Source organism: Phycicoccus sp. Root563 (assembly GCF_001427915.1).
Classification (GTDB): domain Bacteria; phylum Actinomycetota; class Actinomycetes; order Actinomycetales; family Dermatophilaceae; genus Pedococcus.
Genome location: NZ_LMGM01000001.1, coordinates 1,233,100 through 1,248,313 on the forward strand (window position 1 = coordinate 1,233,100; position 15,214 = coordinate 1,248,313).

Genomic DNA, 15,214 nt, shown 5'->3' on the forward strand with positions numbered 1-15,214 from the left:
GTTTCCACCACGACAACGGGTCGTTGCTCGGCAGCTCAACCATGTTCAATGCGGGGGTAGTCGAGCGTTGCCCTTTTAGCGATGGGGTCGGTATCGGAGCGTGCGGTCGTCGCAGCTCGCCGCCAGCCGCACCCGTCATCGCGCGACCACCTCCACAAGCTCCGGGCGCAGCCCAGCTCGACTCCCCTTGCCTCGCCGGTGCAGCACGACGCGTTGGGTCACGGCCCGCAGCAGCTCGCGCACCTCATCGGGCTGCATGGCCTCCAGCTCCTGAGCTACGTACTCAGGGTCCAGGTTCAACCGGTCAAGGCCCGCACCGGCCCCAAGCTGGTCCAGCTCCTCCCCCACCTCTGTCATTCGAGCGCGCACCCTGTCCGTGCCACTGAGCATTTGGGCACGGGTCAGGAGGCCGGTGGCGTAGTCATCCGCGAGCGTGCGCTGCCGCTCGTCCAGGACGGCCAGCTCGGCACGCAGGGCAGCCGAGTCCTCGCTGTCGTGCTCCGCCTGCAAGCGCCAGTGCCGGGCGTTCTCCGGGTTGTGCAGGATCTCGGCGAGGGCGAGGTAGACCCGCCCCTCCACCCACTCCTGCGGTAGGAAGATGCAACCGCGCTGGCACGTGTAGTTGCGCACCTCAGAACCAGACCGCTTGACCGTGAACACCCGCCCCTCGCACTCGGCGCAGGTCGCGACCTTCACGAGCCATGCACCAGAGGTGCCTCGGGCACCGCCAGACTTGAACTCAGGACGCTCCATGCGCGCCACGGCCACACGCCACTGGTCCTCGGGGAGGATTGGTTCCCAGCTCCCGGCTCCGAGAACCTCGCCCTGATAGCGCAACAGACCCGCGTTGCGCGGGTCTCGCAGCAGTTTGCCCATGGCCTGAGTGGTCCAGGCCGACCCGGTGGCGGTCTTCACCTCGTCCTCGTTGAAGGCCCGGACGATGGTGGACACGCGAGCACCGCCCAGGATCTGGCGATAGGCCCAGCGCAGGCGTTCGGCCTCGACCTCCCGCAGGACGCCGCCCTTCTCGTATCCGAAAGGACGACGGGACCATCGCGCCTTGCCGCTCTCGGCTCGCTTCCTCTCGGCGAACGACTGGCGAGCCGCCTTGCGTTCGACCTCACCACGAGCCACGGCTGCCAAGATGCGAGCAACCATGCGCCCTTGATCGGTCGTCAGGTCAAGATCACCGGTCGCGGTAGCGATAGCAGCACCGCTGCGCTCCACGAGCGTGATGAGCCGTTCCAGGTCCAGCGTGGTGCGCGTGATGCGGTCCATGTGCCATGCCACGATGACGTCTGCGCGACCGGCCTCGACCAGCTCCAGTACCCGCTCCCATCCGGGACGGGTTTTCCCCTTGCTGGCAGAAACCGCGTTGTCGCGAACAACCTCGACCACGTCCCAGCCACGGGCGAGCGCCAAAGCTCGGCAGGCCTCCTCCTGCCGCTCGACGGCAGCCCCGGTCTTCTCCGTGTCCTGCGACTGGCGGCAGTAGATGACCGCCTGACGCGTCCCCTCGTTCCTCATGGCACCACTGTAAGCGAGCATTGTTGAGGAAGAGGACGCCGTGGTGGGCCTGGGAGATCGAGCCCGGCCGCACGGCACCGCTGCCGCCGCCGATGATCGCCGCCTGCGTCGCGCTGTGGTGCGGCGCGATGAACGGTGGCACGAACTCGACCCCGACCTCGGCGGCCTCGAGGCCGAGCAGGGACTTCACCGCCAGGACGTCGATCGACTGCTCCCGGGTCAGCCTCGGCAGGATCGAGACCAGCCGCTCGGCCAGCATCGTCTTCCCCGAGCCGGGCGGCCCGAGCAGGAACAGGTGGTGCCCGCCCGCAGCAGCCAGCTCGAGCGCCGTGCGGGCCTCGGGCTGACCGGCGACGTCGGCGAGGTCCGGGCCCGGCGCCTGCGGTGTCGCCGGTCGGGGCGCCGTGTCGGGGACCCCGAGCGCCAGGCGGTCGCCGCCGTCGCCGTAGGCGGTCACCAGGTCGTGCAGGTGGTCGACGGCGTGCACCGCGATCTCGGGGACCAGCCGCGCCTCGGCGGCGTTGGCGACCGGCACGACGACGTCGCGGCAGCCGGCACGGGCGGCCGCGAGCACCGCGGGCAGGACGCCCCGCACCGCCCTGATGGTGCCGTCCAGCCCGAGCTCTCCGAGGTGGACGACCTCGCGGACCCGCGGTGCCGGGACCAGCCCCAGCGCCGCCAGCACCGCCACCGCGATCGGCAGGTCGAACCCGCTGCCGTTCTTGGGGATCGAGGCGGGCGACAGGTTGACGGTGAACCGCTCCTGGGCCAGGGACCGGCCGATGCTCGCCGTCGCTGCCTTGACGCGGTTGGGCGACTGCGCGCACGCGGCGTCCGGGAGCCCACCCAGCATGAACGCCGGCAACCCACCGGACCGGTGCGCCTCGACGTCCACCACCGTGCCGACCAGCCCTTCGAGCGCCACCGACCGAGTGCGCCCGAAGGTCATGACCCGACCCCCACCAGGTGCCGCAGCTGGGCCCGCCCCGCCTGCGGTCGCAGGATCCCGATGACGTCGATCCGCACCCGGCCGGCGCGCTCGTCGTGGCACTGGAGCCAGGCCGCCACCAGCCGTCGCAGCCGGGCGGCCTTGCGGTGGTCCACCGCCTCGATCGCTCCCCCGAAGCGCTCGGTCGTGCGCGTCTTGACCTCGCAGAAGACCAGGCAGTCGCCGTCACGGGCGACGAGGTCGATCTCGCCGTGCGCGCACCGCCAGTTGCGGTCCACCACCCGCCACCCCTGCTCGGTGAGGTACCTCGCAGCGAGCTCCTCGCCATACCTCCCCAGGATCCTGCGCGGATCGTCACCCGGCTGGGCCGTCGTCTCTGGCATGGCCCCAGCAAAGCCGGGGGCGGACCGTGGGACGAGCCGCGGCCACCCGCCCTGTGGACGGGGCGCGCTGGAGCGCGCGGCTGTGGACGGCGAGCCGACGGGGACCTAGAAGCCGGAGTCCTTCGGGAGCTCCAGCTCGCTCTTGGCGAGCTCCTCGACGTTGACGTCCTTGAACGTCACCACGCGCACCTGCTTGGCGAACCGGGCAGGACGGTAGATGTCCCAGACCCAGGCGTCCTGCATCGTCACGTCGAAGTAGACCTCGCCGCCGTCGCTGCGGACCTTCACGTCGACGGAGTTGCACAGGTAGAAGCGTCGCTCGGTCTCCACGACGTGCGAGAACAGGCCGACGACGTCGCGGTACTCGCGGTAGAGCGCGAGCTCCATCTCGCTCTCGTACTTCTCGAGGTCCTCAGAACTCATCGCCTGCTCATCTCCGGTTCGTGCGCGGTCGCGGTCGTGCTGTCCTCGCCATCATGGTCGGTGACCGGCTCCGGGTCACGCTCGACCCCGGGAAGTCGCTCGGGAAGTCGCTCGGGAAGTCGGCCGGGAAGTCGCCATGAACGACGGTGCAGCACGCTGGCGCCGTGGGTCTCGAGGGCAGCCATGTGCTCCGGCGCGGCATAGCCCTTGTTGACCTCCCAGCCGTAGACGGGGTGGTTGGGGGCGTGCGCGACCATGATGGCGTCGCGCTCGACCTTGGCGAGGACGGAGGCCGCGGCCACCGACGAGCACTTCAGGTCGGCCTTGATCATCGTGGTGACCGGCGGGGTGACGGGGGTGCCGCCGTCCGCGAAGGCGAACAGTCCCACCTCGTCCGGCGAGGTCAGCCAGTCGTGGTTGCCGTCGAGGATGACCAGGTCGGGGCGGACGTCCACCGCGGCGAGCGCACGGCAGCCGGCCAGCCGCAGGGCTGCGATGATCCCGATCTCGTCGATCTCGGCGGGCGAGGCGTGACCGACGGCGTACGCCAGGCACCAGCGCTGGATGCGCGGCACCATGGCGACCCGTGCCGCCGGGGTGAGCAGCTTGGAGTCCTTGACCCCGGTCGGTGCGCTGCGGCTGGTCTCGTCGATGAGGACGACCCCGACCGTCACCGGTCCGGCGAGCGCTCCCCGGCCGACCTCGTCCATCCCGGCGAGGACCCGGTGCCCGTCACGCTGCAGTGCGCGTTCGACCCGCAGGCTGGGCTTGCGGCTCCCGGTCCGCGCAGCGACTCGTCGTGGTGCCGGCACAGCTCAGCCGCCTGCGCCGCCGTCGCCGCCGGTCACCTCGGCGCCACCGGTCTGCGAGCTCGGGTCGCCCTGTGGCCCGCTCGACGGCGAGTTCGAGGGCGTGGAGGTGTCGCCGGCCGTCGGGTTGGGGACCTTGGCGAACGTCGCCGTGGGGTTCGACAACCAGGTCATGTGGTCCAGCGGCCAGACCAGCGCCACGGCCCGTCCGACGATGAGCCGTTCGTCGACCGACCCCTGGCTGCCGTCGTTCTCGGGGGCGTCGTGGGCCCGGGAGTCCGCCGAGTTGGACCGGTGGTCACCCATGACCCAGACGCGGCCCCGGGGCACGGTGATGTCGAACTCCTGGTCGCTCGCGGAGTCGCCGGGCTTGAGGTACGGCTCCTTGATCGCCGTCCCGTTGACCGTGATCCGGCCCCCTTCGTCGCAGCAGACGACGTGGTCGCCGGGCAGGCCGATGACGCGCTTGATGAGGTGGTTCTCGGAGTTGTCGGGCAGCAGGCCGACGAAGGTCATCGTCTCGCGCAGGGCACTGACGACCTTGCCGTGCGGGACGGTCGGGGTGGCCTCGAGCCACTCGCCCGGGTCGGCGAACACGATGATGTCGCCGCGCTTGAGGTCGATCGGTCCCGGGGTCAGCTTGCTGACGATGACGCGGTCGTTGAGGACGAGGGTGTCCTCCATCGACCCCGAGGGGATGTAGAACGCCTGGAGCAGCCAGGTCTTGACGATGAACGACAGCACGAGGGCCATGCCCACGACGATCGCGAACTCCTTGATGGCGGCGCCCGCCACCGCGGCCAGCCCGGCCTCCTCCTCGACGTCGGTGCCCTCGTCGCGAGGGCCGGTGGCCTCGTCGCGCGGGCCGGTGGCCTCGACGTCGTCGCCGTGGACCTCGGACGCCTCCGCGTCGGACCCGGACCCCCTGCGGGGCTCCTCGCCGTGGGGTTCGCCGCCGGCAGGCACGGGCTCGGGTGCCGTGCCGCCGGCCGGGTCGCTGTGCTGCACGGTGGGGGGCTCCTCGGCGAGGGTCGGGGGGACGCCGGTGTCGTGGTCGGCATCGGGTCGGTCGGCGGGCACGGCGAGCTCGGGGTCGAGCCAGGCAGGGTCGCGGCCAGTGGCGGGGTCCGGGTCGGTGGCGGCCTCGTGCCGCAGCCAGGGACTGGGCGCGGCCTCGGTCTCGGCGCCGGGGCGAGCGGTCTCGGCGCCGGTGCGAGCGGTCTCATCGGCGGTGCGGTCGTACCCGAGCCAGCCGCGGTCCGGGGTGCCGGACGGCGGCGTCACCGGGTGCCTGCCGCAGGGATGGTCGCGAGCGAGCTCGGGCGGTCGAAGCCCCCGATGCGGTTCAGCGGCCAGAAGGTGGCGCTCGCGCGGCCCACGACGTCGCGGGTGCGGACCGTGCCCCCGCCGGGGTCACCGAGGTGGGCGCGGGAGTCGGCGCTGTCACTGCGGTGGTCACCCATGACCCACAACCGGCCTGCGGGGACGGTGATGTCGAACGTCAGGTCGCTCGGCACGTCACCGGGGTAGAGGTAGTCCTCCGTCACCGGGACGCCGTTGACCGTGAGCTTGCCCTGGGCGTCGCAGCACACGACGTGGTCACCGGGCAGGCCGATGACGCGCTTGATGAAGTCCTGCTCGCCGAGGTCGACCCCGACGAGCGAGGCGGCCCTGGCCAGGGCGCGGCCCACCAGGCCGTCGTCCTGGTGCGGGCTGCGGTCGGCGGCAGCGAAGGTCGTGGTGCCGTCGAAGACGACCACGTCGCCGCGCTGCACGTCGTCGCCGGGCACGAGCTTGTTGACCAGGACGCGGTCGCCCGGCTCGATCGTCGGCTCCATCGACCCCGACGGCACGAAGAACGACTGCACGAGGAAACCCCGGACCACGAGCATGACCAGCAGGGCGGCGCCGACCAGCACGAGCCACGAGGGGCCACGTCGCCGGGGGTGACCGGACTGCGCCGCGCCACGCCCGCTGGCGTGGTCGTCGGCAGTCGCGGAAACGGCCACCGCGTCAGCATGCGCTGACGGGGTGGCCGGATCCTGCTGGGGTGCTTCGGGTCCGGGGTTCATCGCTTCCGGAGCCTAACCCTCGAGGCTGGGTCGGAGCGTGCCGGGACACCCGAGGGTCGAGATGAGATCGCCCTACTTGGCGGGGATCGTCTCGCGCTTCTCCTTGATCTTGGCGGCCTTGCCGCGCAGGTCGCGCAGGTAGTACAGCTTCGCGCGACGGACGTCACCGCGGGTGACGACCTCGATCTTGTCGATGATCGGGGTGTGCAGCGGGAAGGTGCGCTCCACGCCGACGCCGAAGGAGACCTTGCGGACGGTGAAGGTCTCGCCGATGCCCCCACCGTGGCGACGGATGACGACGCCCTTGAAGACCTGGATGCGGGAGCGGGTGCCCTCGACGACCTTGACGTGCACGTTGACGGTGTCACCGGCGCGGAAGGCGGGGACGTCGTCGCGCAGGGAGGCCTTGTCGATCTCGTCGAAACGCTGCATGGCAGATTCGCTTTCTTCTCGGCGCCACAGGTCGCCCAGGCTTGTCGGTCGTGCGTGATGTGTATGGCGCGTGCTGCGCGGGCCGCGTACGTGGCGGTCAGGCCGTGGGCACCGGAACCGGTGCCGCCGTACTCCCCCTGTGGCAGGGGCGCTGGTCGTGCAGACGCAAGGAGTCATTCTGCCACGAGGAGACCCCACCCCTGAAATCGTGACCCACGCCCCGGACTACCGTGTGCGCGTGAGCATCGACCCCGGCTGGCCCGTCGCCCTCGCGCTCGTGGTCCTGCTCGGCATCGCCGTCGGCGCCCACCGGCTCAACGGCTACGGCCTCGAGAAGCCGGCGCTGGTCGCTGCCGCCCGCTCGATCGCCCAGCTCGGCGTCGCCGCCCTGCTCATCACCTCGGTGGTCGAGCACCTGTGGCTGTCGGTGCTGCTCGTCGTGGTCATGTTCGCCCTGGGGGTGCTGACCACCTCGCGCCGGGTCGACGCACCCGGGTCCTGGCCCGCCGCCGCGACCGCCATGGCCGCGGGCGTGGTCCCTGTCCTCGTGGTGGTGCTGGCGACGGGCACCATCCCGCTCGAGGGCATCGCGATCATCCCGATAGCGGGCATCATCGTCGGCAACGCCATGACCGCCCACACCCTGGTGGGGCGTCGGGCCTTCTCCGCCCTGCGCGACGAGCACCCGCAGTACGAGGCGGCTCTCTCCCTCGGCCTCCTGCCCGCGCAGGCGATCCGCGAGATCGTCCACCGTCGCGCACCGGAGGCCCTGCTCCCCGGGCTCGACCAGGTCAAGACCACCGGTGTCGTGACGCTGCCGGGCGCCTTCATCGGGGTGATGCTCGGCGGCGGTTCACCGGTCCAGGCCGCGACCGCGCAGGTCCTCGTGCTCTTCGGGATCATGGCCGCCCAGACCATCACCGTGGGCGTGGCCGAACGGCTGGTGGCCGCCCGTCGGCTGGTGTCGCCGGACCTGCGGTCAGCCCTCGTCGACTGAGCCGCGCCGCGCCTTGGTCAGGTCCACGGTCCCGGGGTACGAACCCTCGCCGGGGACCGCGCGGTACCCGGCCTTGCGGTAGGTGCGCAGGTTGCGCTCGCTGCCCTGACCCGTGTTGATCCAGTAGGTGACGACGTCCGCCGGTGCCGCGGCCTCCGCGTGGGCGAGCAGGGCCCGGCCCAGCCCCCGGCCCTGCAGGTCGGGGGCGACCATGAGGCGCCCCACCTGCCAGGTGGCGGGGTCCTCGGGGTCGCGGCGACCACGCACCGAACCCACCAGCCGCCCCTCGGAGCGGACCATCCACGTGAGCCACTGCGTGAGCCCGTAGACGACCTCCTCCAGCGTCTCGACGAGCGGCGGGATCTCGAACGAGTCGTTGGCCCGGCCCTCGGTGACCCAGCAGGCCCGGCTCAGCGTGAGCAGCTCGGGGGCGTCGGCCGGCGTCGCCAGGGCGACGTCGAAGCCGTCGAGCGCGTTCGTCGCCGGGCCACCGGGCGCCGCTGGCGCGGCCTGCGAGGCGTGCAGCAGGTCGGGACGCCGGGCGGCGGTGCGTTCGAGCCGCTGCTGGTGCCGCCAGGCGGCGATCCGACCGTGGTCCCCGGACAACAGCACCGCGGGGACGTCGCGACGGACGCCGGGGGCCGACTCCCAGGACGAGGGCTTGGTGTAGACGGGGTACTCGAGCAGACCGTCCTCGTGCGACTCCTCGACGAGGGACTCGGCGTTGCCGATCACGCCGGGCAGCAGGCGGGCGACGGCCTCGACGATGGCGAGCACCGCCACCTCCCCCCCGTTGAGCACGTAGTCGCCGAGGGACACGACGGTCACCTCGAGGCCGAGGTCCTGCGCGGCGTGCTCGTGGACCCGCTCGTCGATGCCTTCGTAGCGACCGCAGGCGAAGGCGAGCCACGGCTCGTCCGCGAGCTCGCGCGCCAGGGCCTGGGTGAACGGCACGCCCCCGGGTCCGGGGACGATGAGCCGCGGTCGTGCAGCGGTCGGCACCGACGCCGGAGCCGAGCCGGCGACGTGCGCCAGCGCCTCGGCCCACGGCTCGGGTTTCATCACCATGCCGGCGCCGCCGCCGTAGGGCGTGTCGTCGACCGTACGGTGGCGGTCGTGGGCGAACTCGCGCAGGTCGTGCACCTGCAGGTCGAGCAGGCCGTCGCGCCGGGCCTTGCCGATGAGCGACAGGTCGAGGGGCGCGAGGTACTCGGGGAAGATCGAGACGACATCGAGGCGCATGGTCAGGCGGTCACTCGTCGGCGAGCTCGAGCAGGCCGGGCGGCGGGTCGATGACGACGCGGCGTGACTCCATGTCCACCTCGGGCACGATCGCCTCGACGAACGGCACCAGCGCCTGGCGGCCACCGGTGAGGGTCACGACCAGCAGGTCCTGGGCAGCCCCGGTCTCCAGCCCCGCGACCTCCCCGACGGTGGCCCCTGCCGTGTCGACGACCGTGAGCCCGACGAGCTCGTCCTCGTACCAGCCGTCCTCGTCGTCGTCCACGGCGTCGATGACGTCGCCGAGGGCGACGAAGAGCCGGGTGCCGCGCAGGCCCTCGGCGCCGGTGCGGTCGGGGATCTGTTCGAACCCCAGCAGCCAGACCTTCTGGTGCAGGCGTGCGGTCGCGAGGGTCAGCGCGCGCGGGACCCCGGAGCCCTCGGGGGCCTCCGTGGCGAAGACGACGCCGGGGATGAAGCGGCGCTCCGGGTCGTCGGTGTGGGCCTGCACGGTGACCTCACCGCGCAGGCCGTGGGGCTTGCCGATGCGGGCGACGAGCAGCTGGTCGGTGGCGGGCATGGCCACGATCCTCTCAGGGTGGGTGGTGACATGCCGAGGGCCGCCGGGATCGTGATCCCAGCGGCCCTCGGAACGACCGGTTGTCGGTGCGCGGTCAGCGGACCTTGTCGGTGTCGACGATGTCGACCCGGACGGTGTGCCCGCCGGCCAGCGCACCCATGACGGTGCGCAGGGCGCTCGCGGTCCGGCCGGAACGACCGATCACGCGCCCGAGGTCCTCGGGGTGGACCCGGACCTCGAGCACCTCACCGCGGCGGAGCTCCTTGCGTCGAACGGCAACCTCGTCCTTGTGGTCGACGATGCCCTTCACGAGGTGCTCGAGCGCCTCTTCCAGCACGGTCAGGCCTGGTCCGCGGCGTCGGCCTCGGCGGCCGGGGCCTCCGCGGTCGTGGCCTCGTCAGCCTTGGCCTCTTCGACCTTGGGCTCCTCGACCTTGGGCTCCTCGGCGGGGGCCTCGTCAGCCTTCTTGGCGGCCTTCTTCTTCGGGGTGGTCGCCGTGTCGGCGCCCGCGTCGGACTTGCCGGCGGCGGCGATGGCCGCGTCGTAGAGCTCCTTCTTGGACGGCTTCGCAGCCTTGACCTTGAGGGTGCCCTCGGTGCCGGGCTCGCCCTTGTACTTCTGCCAGTCACCCGTGATCTTCAGCAGGGCGGCGACGGCCTCGGTCGGCTGCGCACCCTGGCCGAGCCAGTACTGGGCGCGGTCCGAGTTGATGTCGATGAGCGACGGCTCCTCGGTGGGGTGGTACTTGCCGATCTCCTCGATGGCACGGCCATCGCGCTTGGCGCGCGAGTCCATGACGACGACGCGGTAGAACGGTGCACGGATCTTGCCCATGCGCTTCAGACGGATCTTGACGGCCACGGTGGTGGTGTCTCCTTGTTCGTGTTGTGAGCACGGCGAGACCGCGCACGGTTCGCGCGGGGTGCCGGAACCCGGTGTAGGCGTTCCAGAGCCAGGAGGCCCGGTCCGACGGGCGAAGCGGTGCTCCGCGCCATACGGGGGCCCGTGCCTGGACGGGTACAGCCGCCCATTCTGCCAGATCGCCGGGGGTGGCCCGGACCACGGCGTTCAGGCGTCGGTCACCACGGGCTGGGCCGGTAGTCCTTGACGAAGCAGCCGTACACGTCCTCGCCCGCCTCACCCCGCACGATCGGGTCGTAGACACGGGCCGCGCCGTCGACGAGGTCGAGGGGTGCGTGCCATCCCTCGGCGGCGATCCGCAGCTTCTCGTGGTGGGGGCGCTCGTCGGTGATCCAGCCGGTGTCGACGGCGGTCATGAGGATCCGGTCGGTCTCGAACATCTCCCCCGCGCTGGTGCGGGTCAGCATGTTGAGCGCGGCCTTGGCCATGTTGGTGTGGGGGTGACCCGCGCCCTTGTAGCGGCGCGAGAACTGGCCCTCCATCGCCGAGACGTTGACGACGTAGGCCCGTCGCGCGCCGGCGGCGACCGCCGCCCGCATCGCGGGCCGCAGCCGCGACACGAGGATGAAGGGCGCGGTGGCGTTGCAGAGCTGCACCTCGAGCAGCTCGAGGGGGTCGACCTCCTCGACCTTCTGGGTCCACGAGTTGTTGACCTGGGTGTCGGGCAGCAGCCCCCCGGCGTCGAGCGCGGTCCCGGCGAGGTGGGCGTCGAGGCTGGCGTGACCGGCTGAGAGGGCCATCGCGGTCATCGAGGCTGCCGACCGCGCCGCGAGGACCTCCTCCGCGTGCTCGGGCGACTCTCCCTCGTGGTGGGCGACCTGGTGCTCGCGCAGGGTCCCGATGAGGTTGGCCGGGTGGGCCTCGCTGATCCGGTCGAACGTCACGAGCTCCGGCAGGTCGACGCCCTGGGGCAGCGGCGCGTTCTCGCCGTCGACGAGGTGTCCGTACGACCCCGGCGAGCGCCGCACCGTCTGCGCGGCGTTGTTGATGAGGATGTCGAGCGGACCGGCAGCCGCGACCTCGTCGGCGAGCGCGACGACCTGGGTGGGGTCGCGCAGGTCGATGCCGACGACCTTGAGCCGGTGGATCCAGTCGCCCGAGTCCTCCTGGGCCGCGAAGCGCCTCGCCGCGTCGCGAGGGAACCGGGTGGTGATGGTCAGGTGCGCACCGTCGCGCAGGAGGCGCAGCGCGATGTACATGCCGATCTTCGCCCGACCACCGGTGAGCAGCGCGCGACGACCCGTGAGGTCGGTGCGCTGGTCGCGCTTGGTGTGGCTCAGCTCGGCACAGTCCGGGCAGAGCCAGTGGTAGAACGCGTCGACGAGGGTGTACTCCGCCTTGCAGATGTAGCAGCCGCGGGACTTCATCAGCTCACCCGCATGGGCGCCACGGACGCTGGAGACGAGCGGGATGCCCTTGGTCTCGTCGTCGATCCGCATCGGCGATCCGGTGGCCGTCGCCGCGATGATCGCCTCGTCGTGCTCCACCTGCGGCTGCAGGGCCGCGCGGCGGCGCGACTTGCGGACGCGCTTGTACATCCGTCCCGTCGCCCGCTTGATCGTCTCGATGTCGGGGTGGCCCGCGTCCAGCTCGGGCAGCAGCTCGAGGACCTTGAGCGCGGTGGCCAGGTCGGCGGGGTCGATCTGGTCGAGCTCGGTGGGCGACGTGGTCGGGTCCTCCTCGGACACGGGCTCGCGGGTCGGTTCGCTCATCGGGCGCGCCACGCGTCCGGGTCGGCGGCGAGCGCGGAGACGCGCTCGGGCAGCTCGCCGGAGAGGACGTCCGCGAGGCTGGTCTCGTCGAGCACCGAGCGCAGGCTGGCTCGCACGGCGACCCACACCGTGGGCAGGTGCTCGGCCACGCCGTCGTACCGGGTCTCGTGCGGGCGCAGGCCGCGGACCTCGGCGAGGGGTCCGTCGACGGCACGGAACACGTCACCGAGGCTGATGTCGCGCGGCTCGCGGGCCAGGGCGTAGCCGCCGCGGGCGCCTCTGGTGCTCTTGACGAGGCCGGCGGTCCGGAGGTCGGCCGCGATCGCCTCGAGGAACTTGCGCGGGAGCGTCTGCCGGTATGCCAGCGTCTCCACGCTCACCGGGCCCGCTGCGGTGGTCGCCGCCTCGGCGAGGATGAGCATGGCCCGGACGGCGTACTCCGTGCGCGCCGAGATGTCCACGGGCGCATTGTGTCGCACCCGGAGGGTATGCCGTGCAGCGGGCGTCCTGCGCCGGCTCAGATGGCGAGGGCGGGGTCGAGCTCGTAGGCGTCGGGGCCGTGCGTGGCGCGGGCGTAGACCGTCTCCCCCACCTGGAGGCCGAGGACGTCGGCCTGTCCGCGGGTCACCTGCGCCGCGAACCGTTGCCCGGAGTCCGCCCGCAGGTCGATGCGGACCTCGAAACCCAGCCGCACGACCCGCTCGACGACCGACTCGACGACCCCGCCGGCGGTGCCGGTCAGGGCGTCGGCGGCGACGGCCCGGTCACGGTTGCGCTCGAGCGCGATGTCGTGCGGGCGGACCAGCTGGCCGCCGAGGCGGGCGACCGAGCCCAGGAACGACATGACGAAGTCGTTGGCGGGGCGGTCGTAGAGGGAGACCGGGTCCCCGACCTGCTCGATCCGGCCCTTGTTGAGGACGGCGATCCGGTCGGCGACGTCGAGCGCCTCCTCCTGGTCGTGGGTGACCAGCACCGTGGTCACGTGGACCTCGTCGTGCAGGCGCCGCAGCCACTGGCGCAGGTCGGCCCGCACCTTGGCGTCCAGGGCGCCGAACGGCTCGTCGAGCAGCAGCACCTCCGGGTCGACGGCGAGCGCGCGCGCGAGGGCCATGCGCTGGCGCTGCCCACCGGAGAGCTGGGCCGGGTAGCGGTGCTGGAAGCCGTCGAGGCCGACGATCTCGAGCAGGTCGTCGACCTTCTTCGCGATCTCCGCCTTGGGGCGCTTGCGGATGCTCAGGCCGAACGCCACGTTGTCGCGCACCGTCATGTGCTTGAACGCGGCGTAGTGCTGGAAGACGAACCCGATCCCCCGCTTCTGCGGCGCCACACCGGTGACGTCGCGGCCGCCGATGACGATCGAGCCCGCGTCGAGGCGCTCGAGACCGGCGATGGAGCGCAGCAGGGTCGACTTGCCCGAGCCGCTCGGCCCCAGCAGCGCCGTCAGCGTGCCCGCGGGGATGTCGAGCGTCACGTCGTCGAGCGCGGCGAAGTCTCCGTAGTTCTTGCGGGCTCCGGTCACGGTGATCATGTCGTGCTCCTCTTGCGGTCGAGCAGGGTCATCAGCAGCAGGGTGAGGACGGCGAGGCCCATGAGCAGGGTGGCGGCGGCGTACGCGCCATACGTGTTGTGGTCGTCGATGTAGCGGGAGTGGACGAGCAGCGTCAGGGTCTGGGACACCCCGGGGAAGCCGGAGCTGACCATGATCACCGCCCCGAACTCGCCGAGGGCACGGGCGATCGTGAGCACGACGCCGTACGTCAGGCCCCACCGGATGGCGGGCAGCGTGATCCGCCAGAACGTCTGGGCCGAGCTCGCCCCCAGGGTCGAGGCGGCCTGCTCCTGCTCCGTGCCGATCTCGTGCAGGACCGGTTCGACCTCGCGGACGACGAACGGCAGCGTCACGAAGATCGTCGCGATGACCATGCCGGGAAGGCCGAAGATGACGCGGACACCGAGGTTGTTCTCGATGCCCCCGAACCAGCCGCTGGAGCCCCACAGCAGGATGAGCGAGACGCCCACGACGATCGGCGACACCGCGAACGGCAGGTCCACGACCGCCTGGATCAGGCCGCGGCCACGGAACCGCCCGCGCACGAGCGCGAGCGCCGTGCCCACGCCGAAGACGACGTTGAGCGGCACGGTGATGGCCACGATGAGCAGGGAGAGGTTGAGCGCCGAGATGGCGGCCGGGGNCGGCACCCCGATGAGCAGGACGAGGTAGCCGAGGGCGACGGTGCGCAGGCTGAGGCGGGCAGCGGTCGAGGTCCTCATGCCGAGTCCTCCTCGCGCCGCTGGCTGCGTCCGGCGAGGACGCGCAGGACGAACAGGGTCACGAATGCGATCGCGAGCAGGGCCACCGAGACCGCGGCGGCGTTGACCGGCCGGTCGATCTCGATCTGCTGCTGGATGTACTGCGAGGCCACCTGCGTCTTCCGGGGAATGTTGCCGCCGATGAGGACGACCGAGCCGTACTCGCCGATGGCACGGGCGAACGCGAGGCCGGTGCCCCCGATGACGGCCGGTGCCAGGGTGGGCAGCACGACCCGGCGGAACGTCGTCCAGTTCGACGCACCCAGCGAGGCCGCGGCCTCCTCCACCTCGCGGTCGGCCTCGATGAGGACCGGTTGCACCGAGCGCACCACGAACGGCAGCGTCACGAACGCCAGGGCGACGAGCAGACCGGGCTGGGTGGCGTTGAGGTGGATGCCGACCGGGCTGTTGGGGCCGTAGAGGGACAGCAGGACGATGCTCGCGACGATGGTCGGCAGGGCGAACGGCAGGTCGATCAGCGCGTTGACGACGCGCTTGCCCCGGAAGTCGTCACGCACCAGCACCCAGGCGATGAGGGTGCCCATGACGGCGTTGACGAGGGCGACGACGGCCGAGACCGCCACCGTGACGCGCAGGGAGGCCAGGGCCACGGGCGCGGTGACCGCGTCCCAGAAGCCCGACCAGCCCTCGCCGAACGAGGTCACCGTCAGCGCCGCGAGCGGCAGCAGCACGATGATGCTGAGCCAGAGCCCGACCAGCCCGACTCCGAGGGGGCGGCCGACGCGGCGGCCGAGTCCGCTGCGCGGCGGCGCCNGGGCGCGCCGGCAGGGACGACACGTCGGTGTCGTCCCTGCCGGCGCCCGTACGAGGGGTGAGGGTCGTCGTCATGGGTTACGACGTCGCCTTGTCGTAGATCA

The 15,214-nt window shown here is 71.8% G+C and carries 17 protein-coding genes and 2 pseudogenes; 1 reads left to right on the forward strand and 18 read right to left on the reverse strand.

The genetic code is table 11. From position 1 onward, the window contains the following. Positions 1–135 precede the first annotated feature (135 nt). From ASD62_RS05755 to rplS, 8 genes and pseudogenes are all read right to left on the reverse strand, one after another. On the reverse strand, positions 136–1,548 hold the full coding sequence (locus tag ASD62_RS05755; protein ID WP_082580595.1) for a recombinase family protein: 1,413 nt from the start codon (positions 1,546–1,548) through the stop codon (positions 136–138). A 10-nt stretch (positions 1,549–1,558) separates the two neighbouring features. Next, positions 1,559–2,476 (reverse strand): annotated as a pseudogene (locus ASD62_RS20595) (ATP-binding protein); the annotation flags it as partial. Continuing rightward, positions 2,473–2,859, reverse strand: a complete 387-nt coding sequence (locus tag ASD62_RS05765) for a YraN family protein (protein WP_056915141.1) — start codon at positions 2,857–2,859, stop codon at positions 2,473–2,475. The pseudogene ASD62_RS20595 and the gene ASD62_RS05765, both read right to left, overlap by 4 nt. Positions 2,860–2,964: 105 nt before the next feature. Beyond that, positions 2,965–3,282 carry a DUF2469 domain-containing protein gene (locus ASD62_RS05770; protein ID WP_056883649.1) on the reverse strand — a complete coding sequence of 106 codons (318 nt, stop codon included), beginning with the start codon at positions 3,280–3,282 and terminating at the stop codon, positions 2,965–2,967. Beyond that, a complete protein-coding gene (locus ASD62_RS05775; protein WP_235530642.1) occupies positions 3,279–4,094 on the reverse strand; it encodes a ribonuclease HII in 816 nt (271 codons plus the stop codon). The genes ASD62_RS05770 and ASD62_RS05775 overlap by 4 nt, the downstream gene beginning before the upstream one ends. Positions 4,095–4,097: 3 nt before the next feature. Next, on the reverse strand, positions 4,098–5,375 hold the full coding sequence (gene lepB / locus ASD62_RS20600) for a signal peptidase I (protein WP_235530643.1): 1,278 nt from the start codon (positions 5,373–5,375) through the stop codon (positions 4,098–4,100). Further along, entirely contained in the window at positions 5,372–6,100 is a 729-nt protein-coding gene (gene lepB, locus ASD62_RS05785; RefSeq protein ID WP_200956858.1) for a signal peptidase I, read from the reverse strand. Before lepB (ASD62_RS05785) ends, lepB (ASD62_RS20600) begins: the two co-directional genes overlap by 4 nt. Positions 6,101–6,235: 135 nt before the next feature. After that, complete coding sequence (rplS, locus tag ASD62_RS05790) at positions 6,236–6,595, reverse strand: 50S ribosomal protein L19 (protein WP_056915142.1); 360 nt, start codon at positions 6,593–6,595, stop codon at positions 6,236–6,238. A 238-nt stretch (positions 6,596–6,833) separates the two neighbouring features. Between rplS and ASD62_RS05795 the strand changes: the two genes are divergently transcribed. After that, positions 6,834–7,592, forward strand: coding sequence for an ABC transporter permease (locus ASD62_RS05795; RefSeq protein WP_056917195.1), 759 nt, complete (start codon positions 6,834–6,836; stop codon positions 7,590–7,592). Here ASD62_RS05795 and trmD read toward each other — a convergent pair. The 10 genes and pseudogenes from trmD to cysT form a co-directional block, all read right to left on the reverse strand. Next, a complete protein-coding gene (trmD, locus tag ASD62_RS05800; protein ID WP_056915143.1) occupies positions 7,575–8,834 on the reverse strand; it encodes a tRNA (guanosine(37)-N1)-methyltransferase TrmD in 1,260 nt (419 codons plus the stop codon). The two genes, ASD62_RS05795 and trmD, sit on opposite strands and share 18 nt — an antisense overlap. A gap of 10 nt (positions 8,835–8,844) precedes the next feature. Further along, positions 8,845–9,393 (reverse strand): ribosome maturation factor RimM, encoded by a 549-nt coding sequence (rimM, locus tag ASD62_RS05805; RefSeq protein ID WP_056915144.1) that lies wholly within the window; start codon positions 9,391–9,393, stop codon positions 8,845–8,847. A 94-nt stretch (positions 9,394–9,487) separates the two neighbouring features. Then, positions 9,488–9,730 (reverse strand): RNA-binding protein, encoded by a 243-nt coding sequence (locus ASD62_RS05810; RefSeq protein WP_056915145.1) that lies wholly within the window; start codon positions 9,728–9,730, stop codon positions 9,488–9,490. Positions 9,731–9,732: 2 nt separating this feature from the next. Further along, positions 9,733–10,254 carry a 30S ribosomal protein S16 gene (gene rpsP, locus ASD62_RS05815; protein WP_056915146.1) on the reverse strand — a complete coding sequence of 174 codons (522 nt, stop codon included), beginning with the start codon at positions 10,252–10,254 and terminating at the stop codon, positions 9,733–9,735. A gap of 218 nt (positions 10,255–10,472) precedes the next feature. Continuing rightward, complete coding sequence (locus ASD62_RS05820; protein ID WP_056917196.1) at positions 10,473–12,026, reverse strand: SDR family NAD(P)-dependent oxidoreductase; 1,554 nt, start codon at positions 12,024–12,026, stop codon at positions 10,473–10,475. After that, positions 12,023–12,487 carry an Rrf2 family transcriptional regulator gene (locus ASD62_RS05825; RefSeq protein ID WP_056915147.1) on the reverse strand — a complete coding sequence of 155 codons (465 nt, stop codon included), beginning with the start codon at positions 12,485–12,487 and terminating at the stop codon, positions 12,023–12,025. The genes ASD62_RS05820 and ASD62_RS05825 overlap by 4 nt, the downstream gene beginning before the upstream one ends. 56 nt (positions 12,488–12,543) lie before the next feature. Further along, the gene (locus ASD62_RS05830; protein WP_056915148.1) at positions 12,544–13,554 is read right to left on the reverse strand and encodes a sulfate/molybdate ABC transporter ATP-binding protein; all 1,011 of its coding nucleotides are present in this window, start codon (positions 13,552–13,554) and stop codon (positions 12,544–12,546) included. Then, a partial coding sequence (locus ASD62_RS05835) for a sulfate ABC transporter permease (RefSeq protein WP_235530644.1) occupies positions 13,551–14,218 on the reverse strand: 668 nt, incomplete at its 5' end. The genes ASD62_RS05835 and ASD62_RS05830, both read right to left, overlap by 4 nt. A 1-nt stretch (position 14,219) precedes the next feature. Beyond that, positions 14,220–14,297: pseudogene (locus tag ASD62_RS20895) on the reverse strand (hypothetical protein); the annotation flags it as partial. Further along, the gene (gene cysT / locus ASD62_RS05840; RefSeq protein ID WP_235529054.1) at positions 14,294–15,028 is read right to left on the reverse strand and encodes a sulfate ABC transporter permease subunit CysT; all 735 of its coding nucleotides are present in this window, start codon (positions 15,026–15,028) and stop codon (positions 14,294–14,296) included. The pseudogene ASD62_RS20895 and the gene cysT, both read right to left, overlap by 4 nt. Positions 15,029–15,214 lie beyond the last annotated feature (186 nt).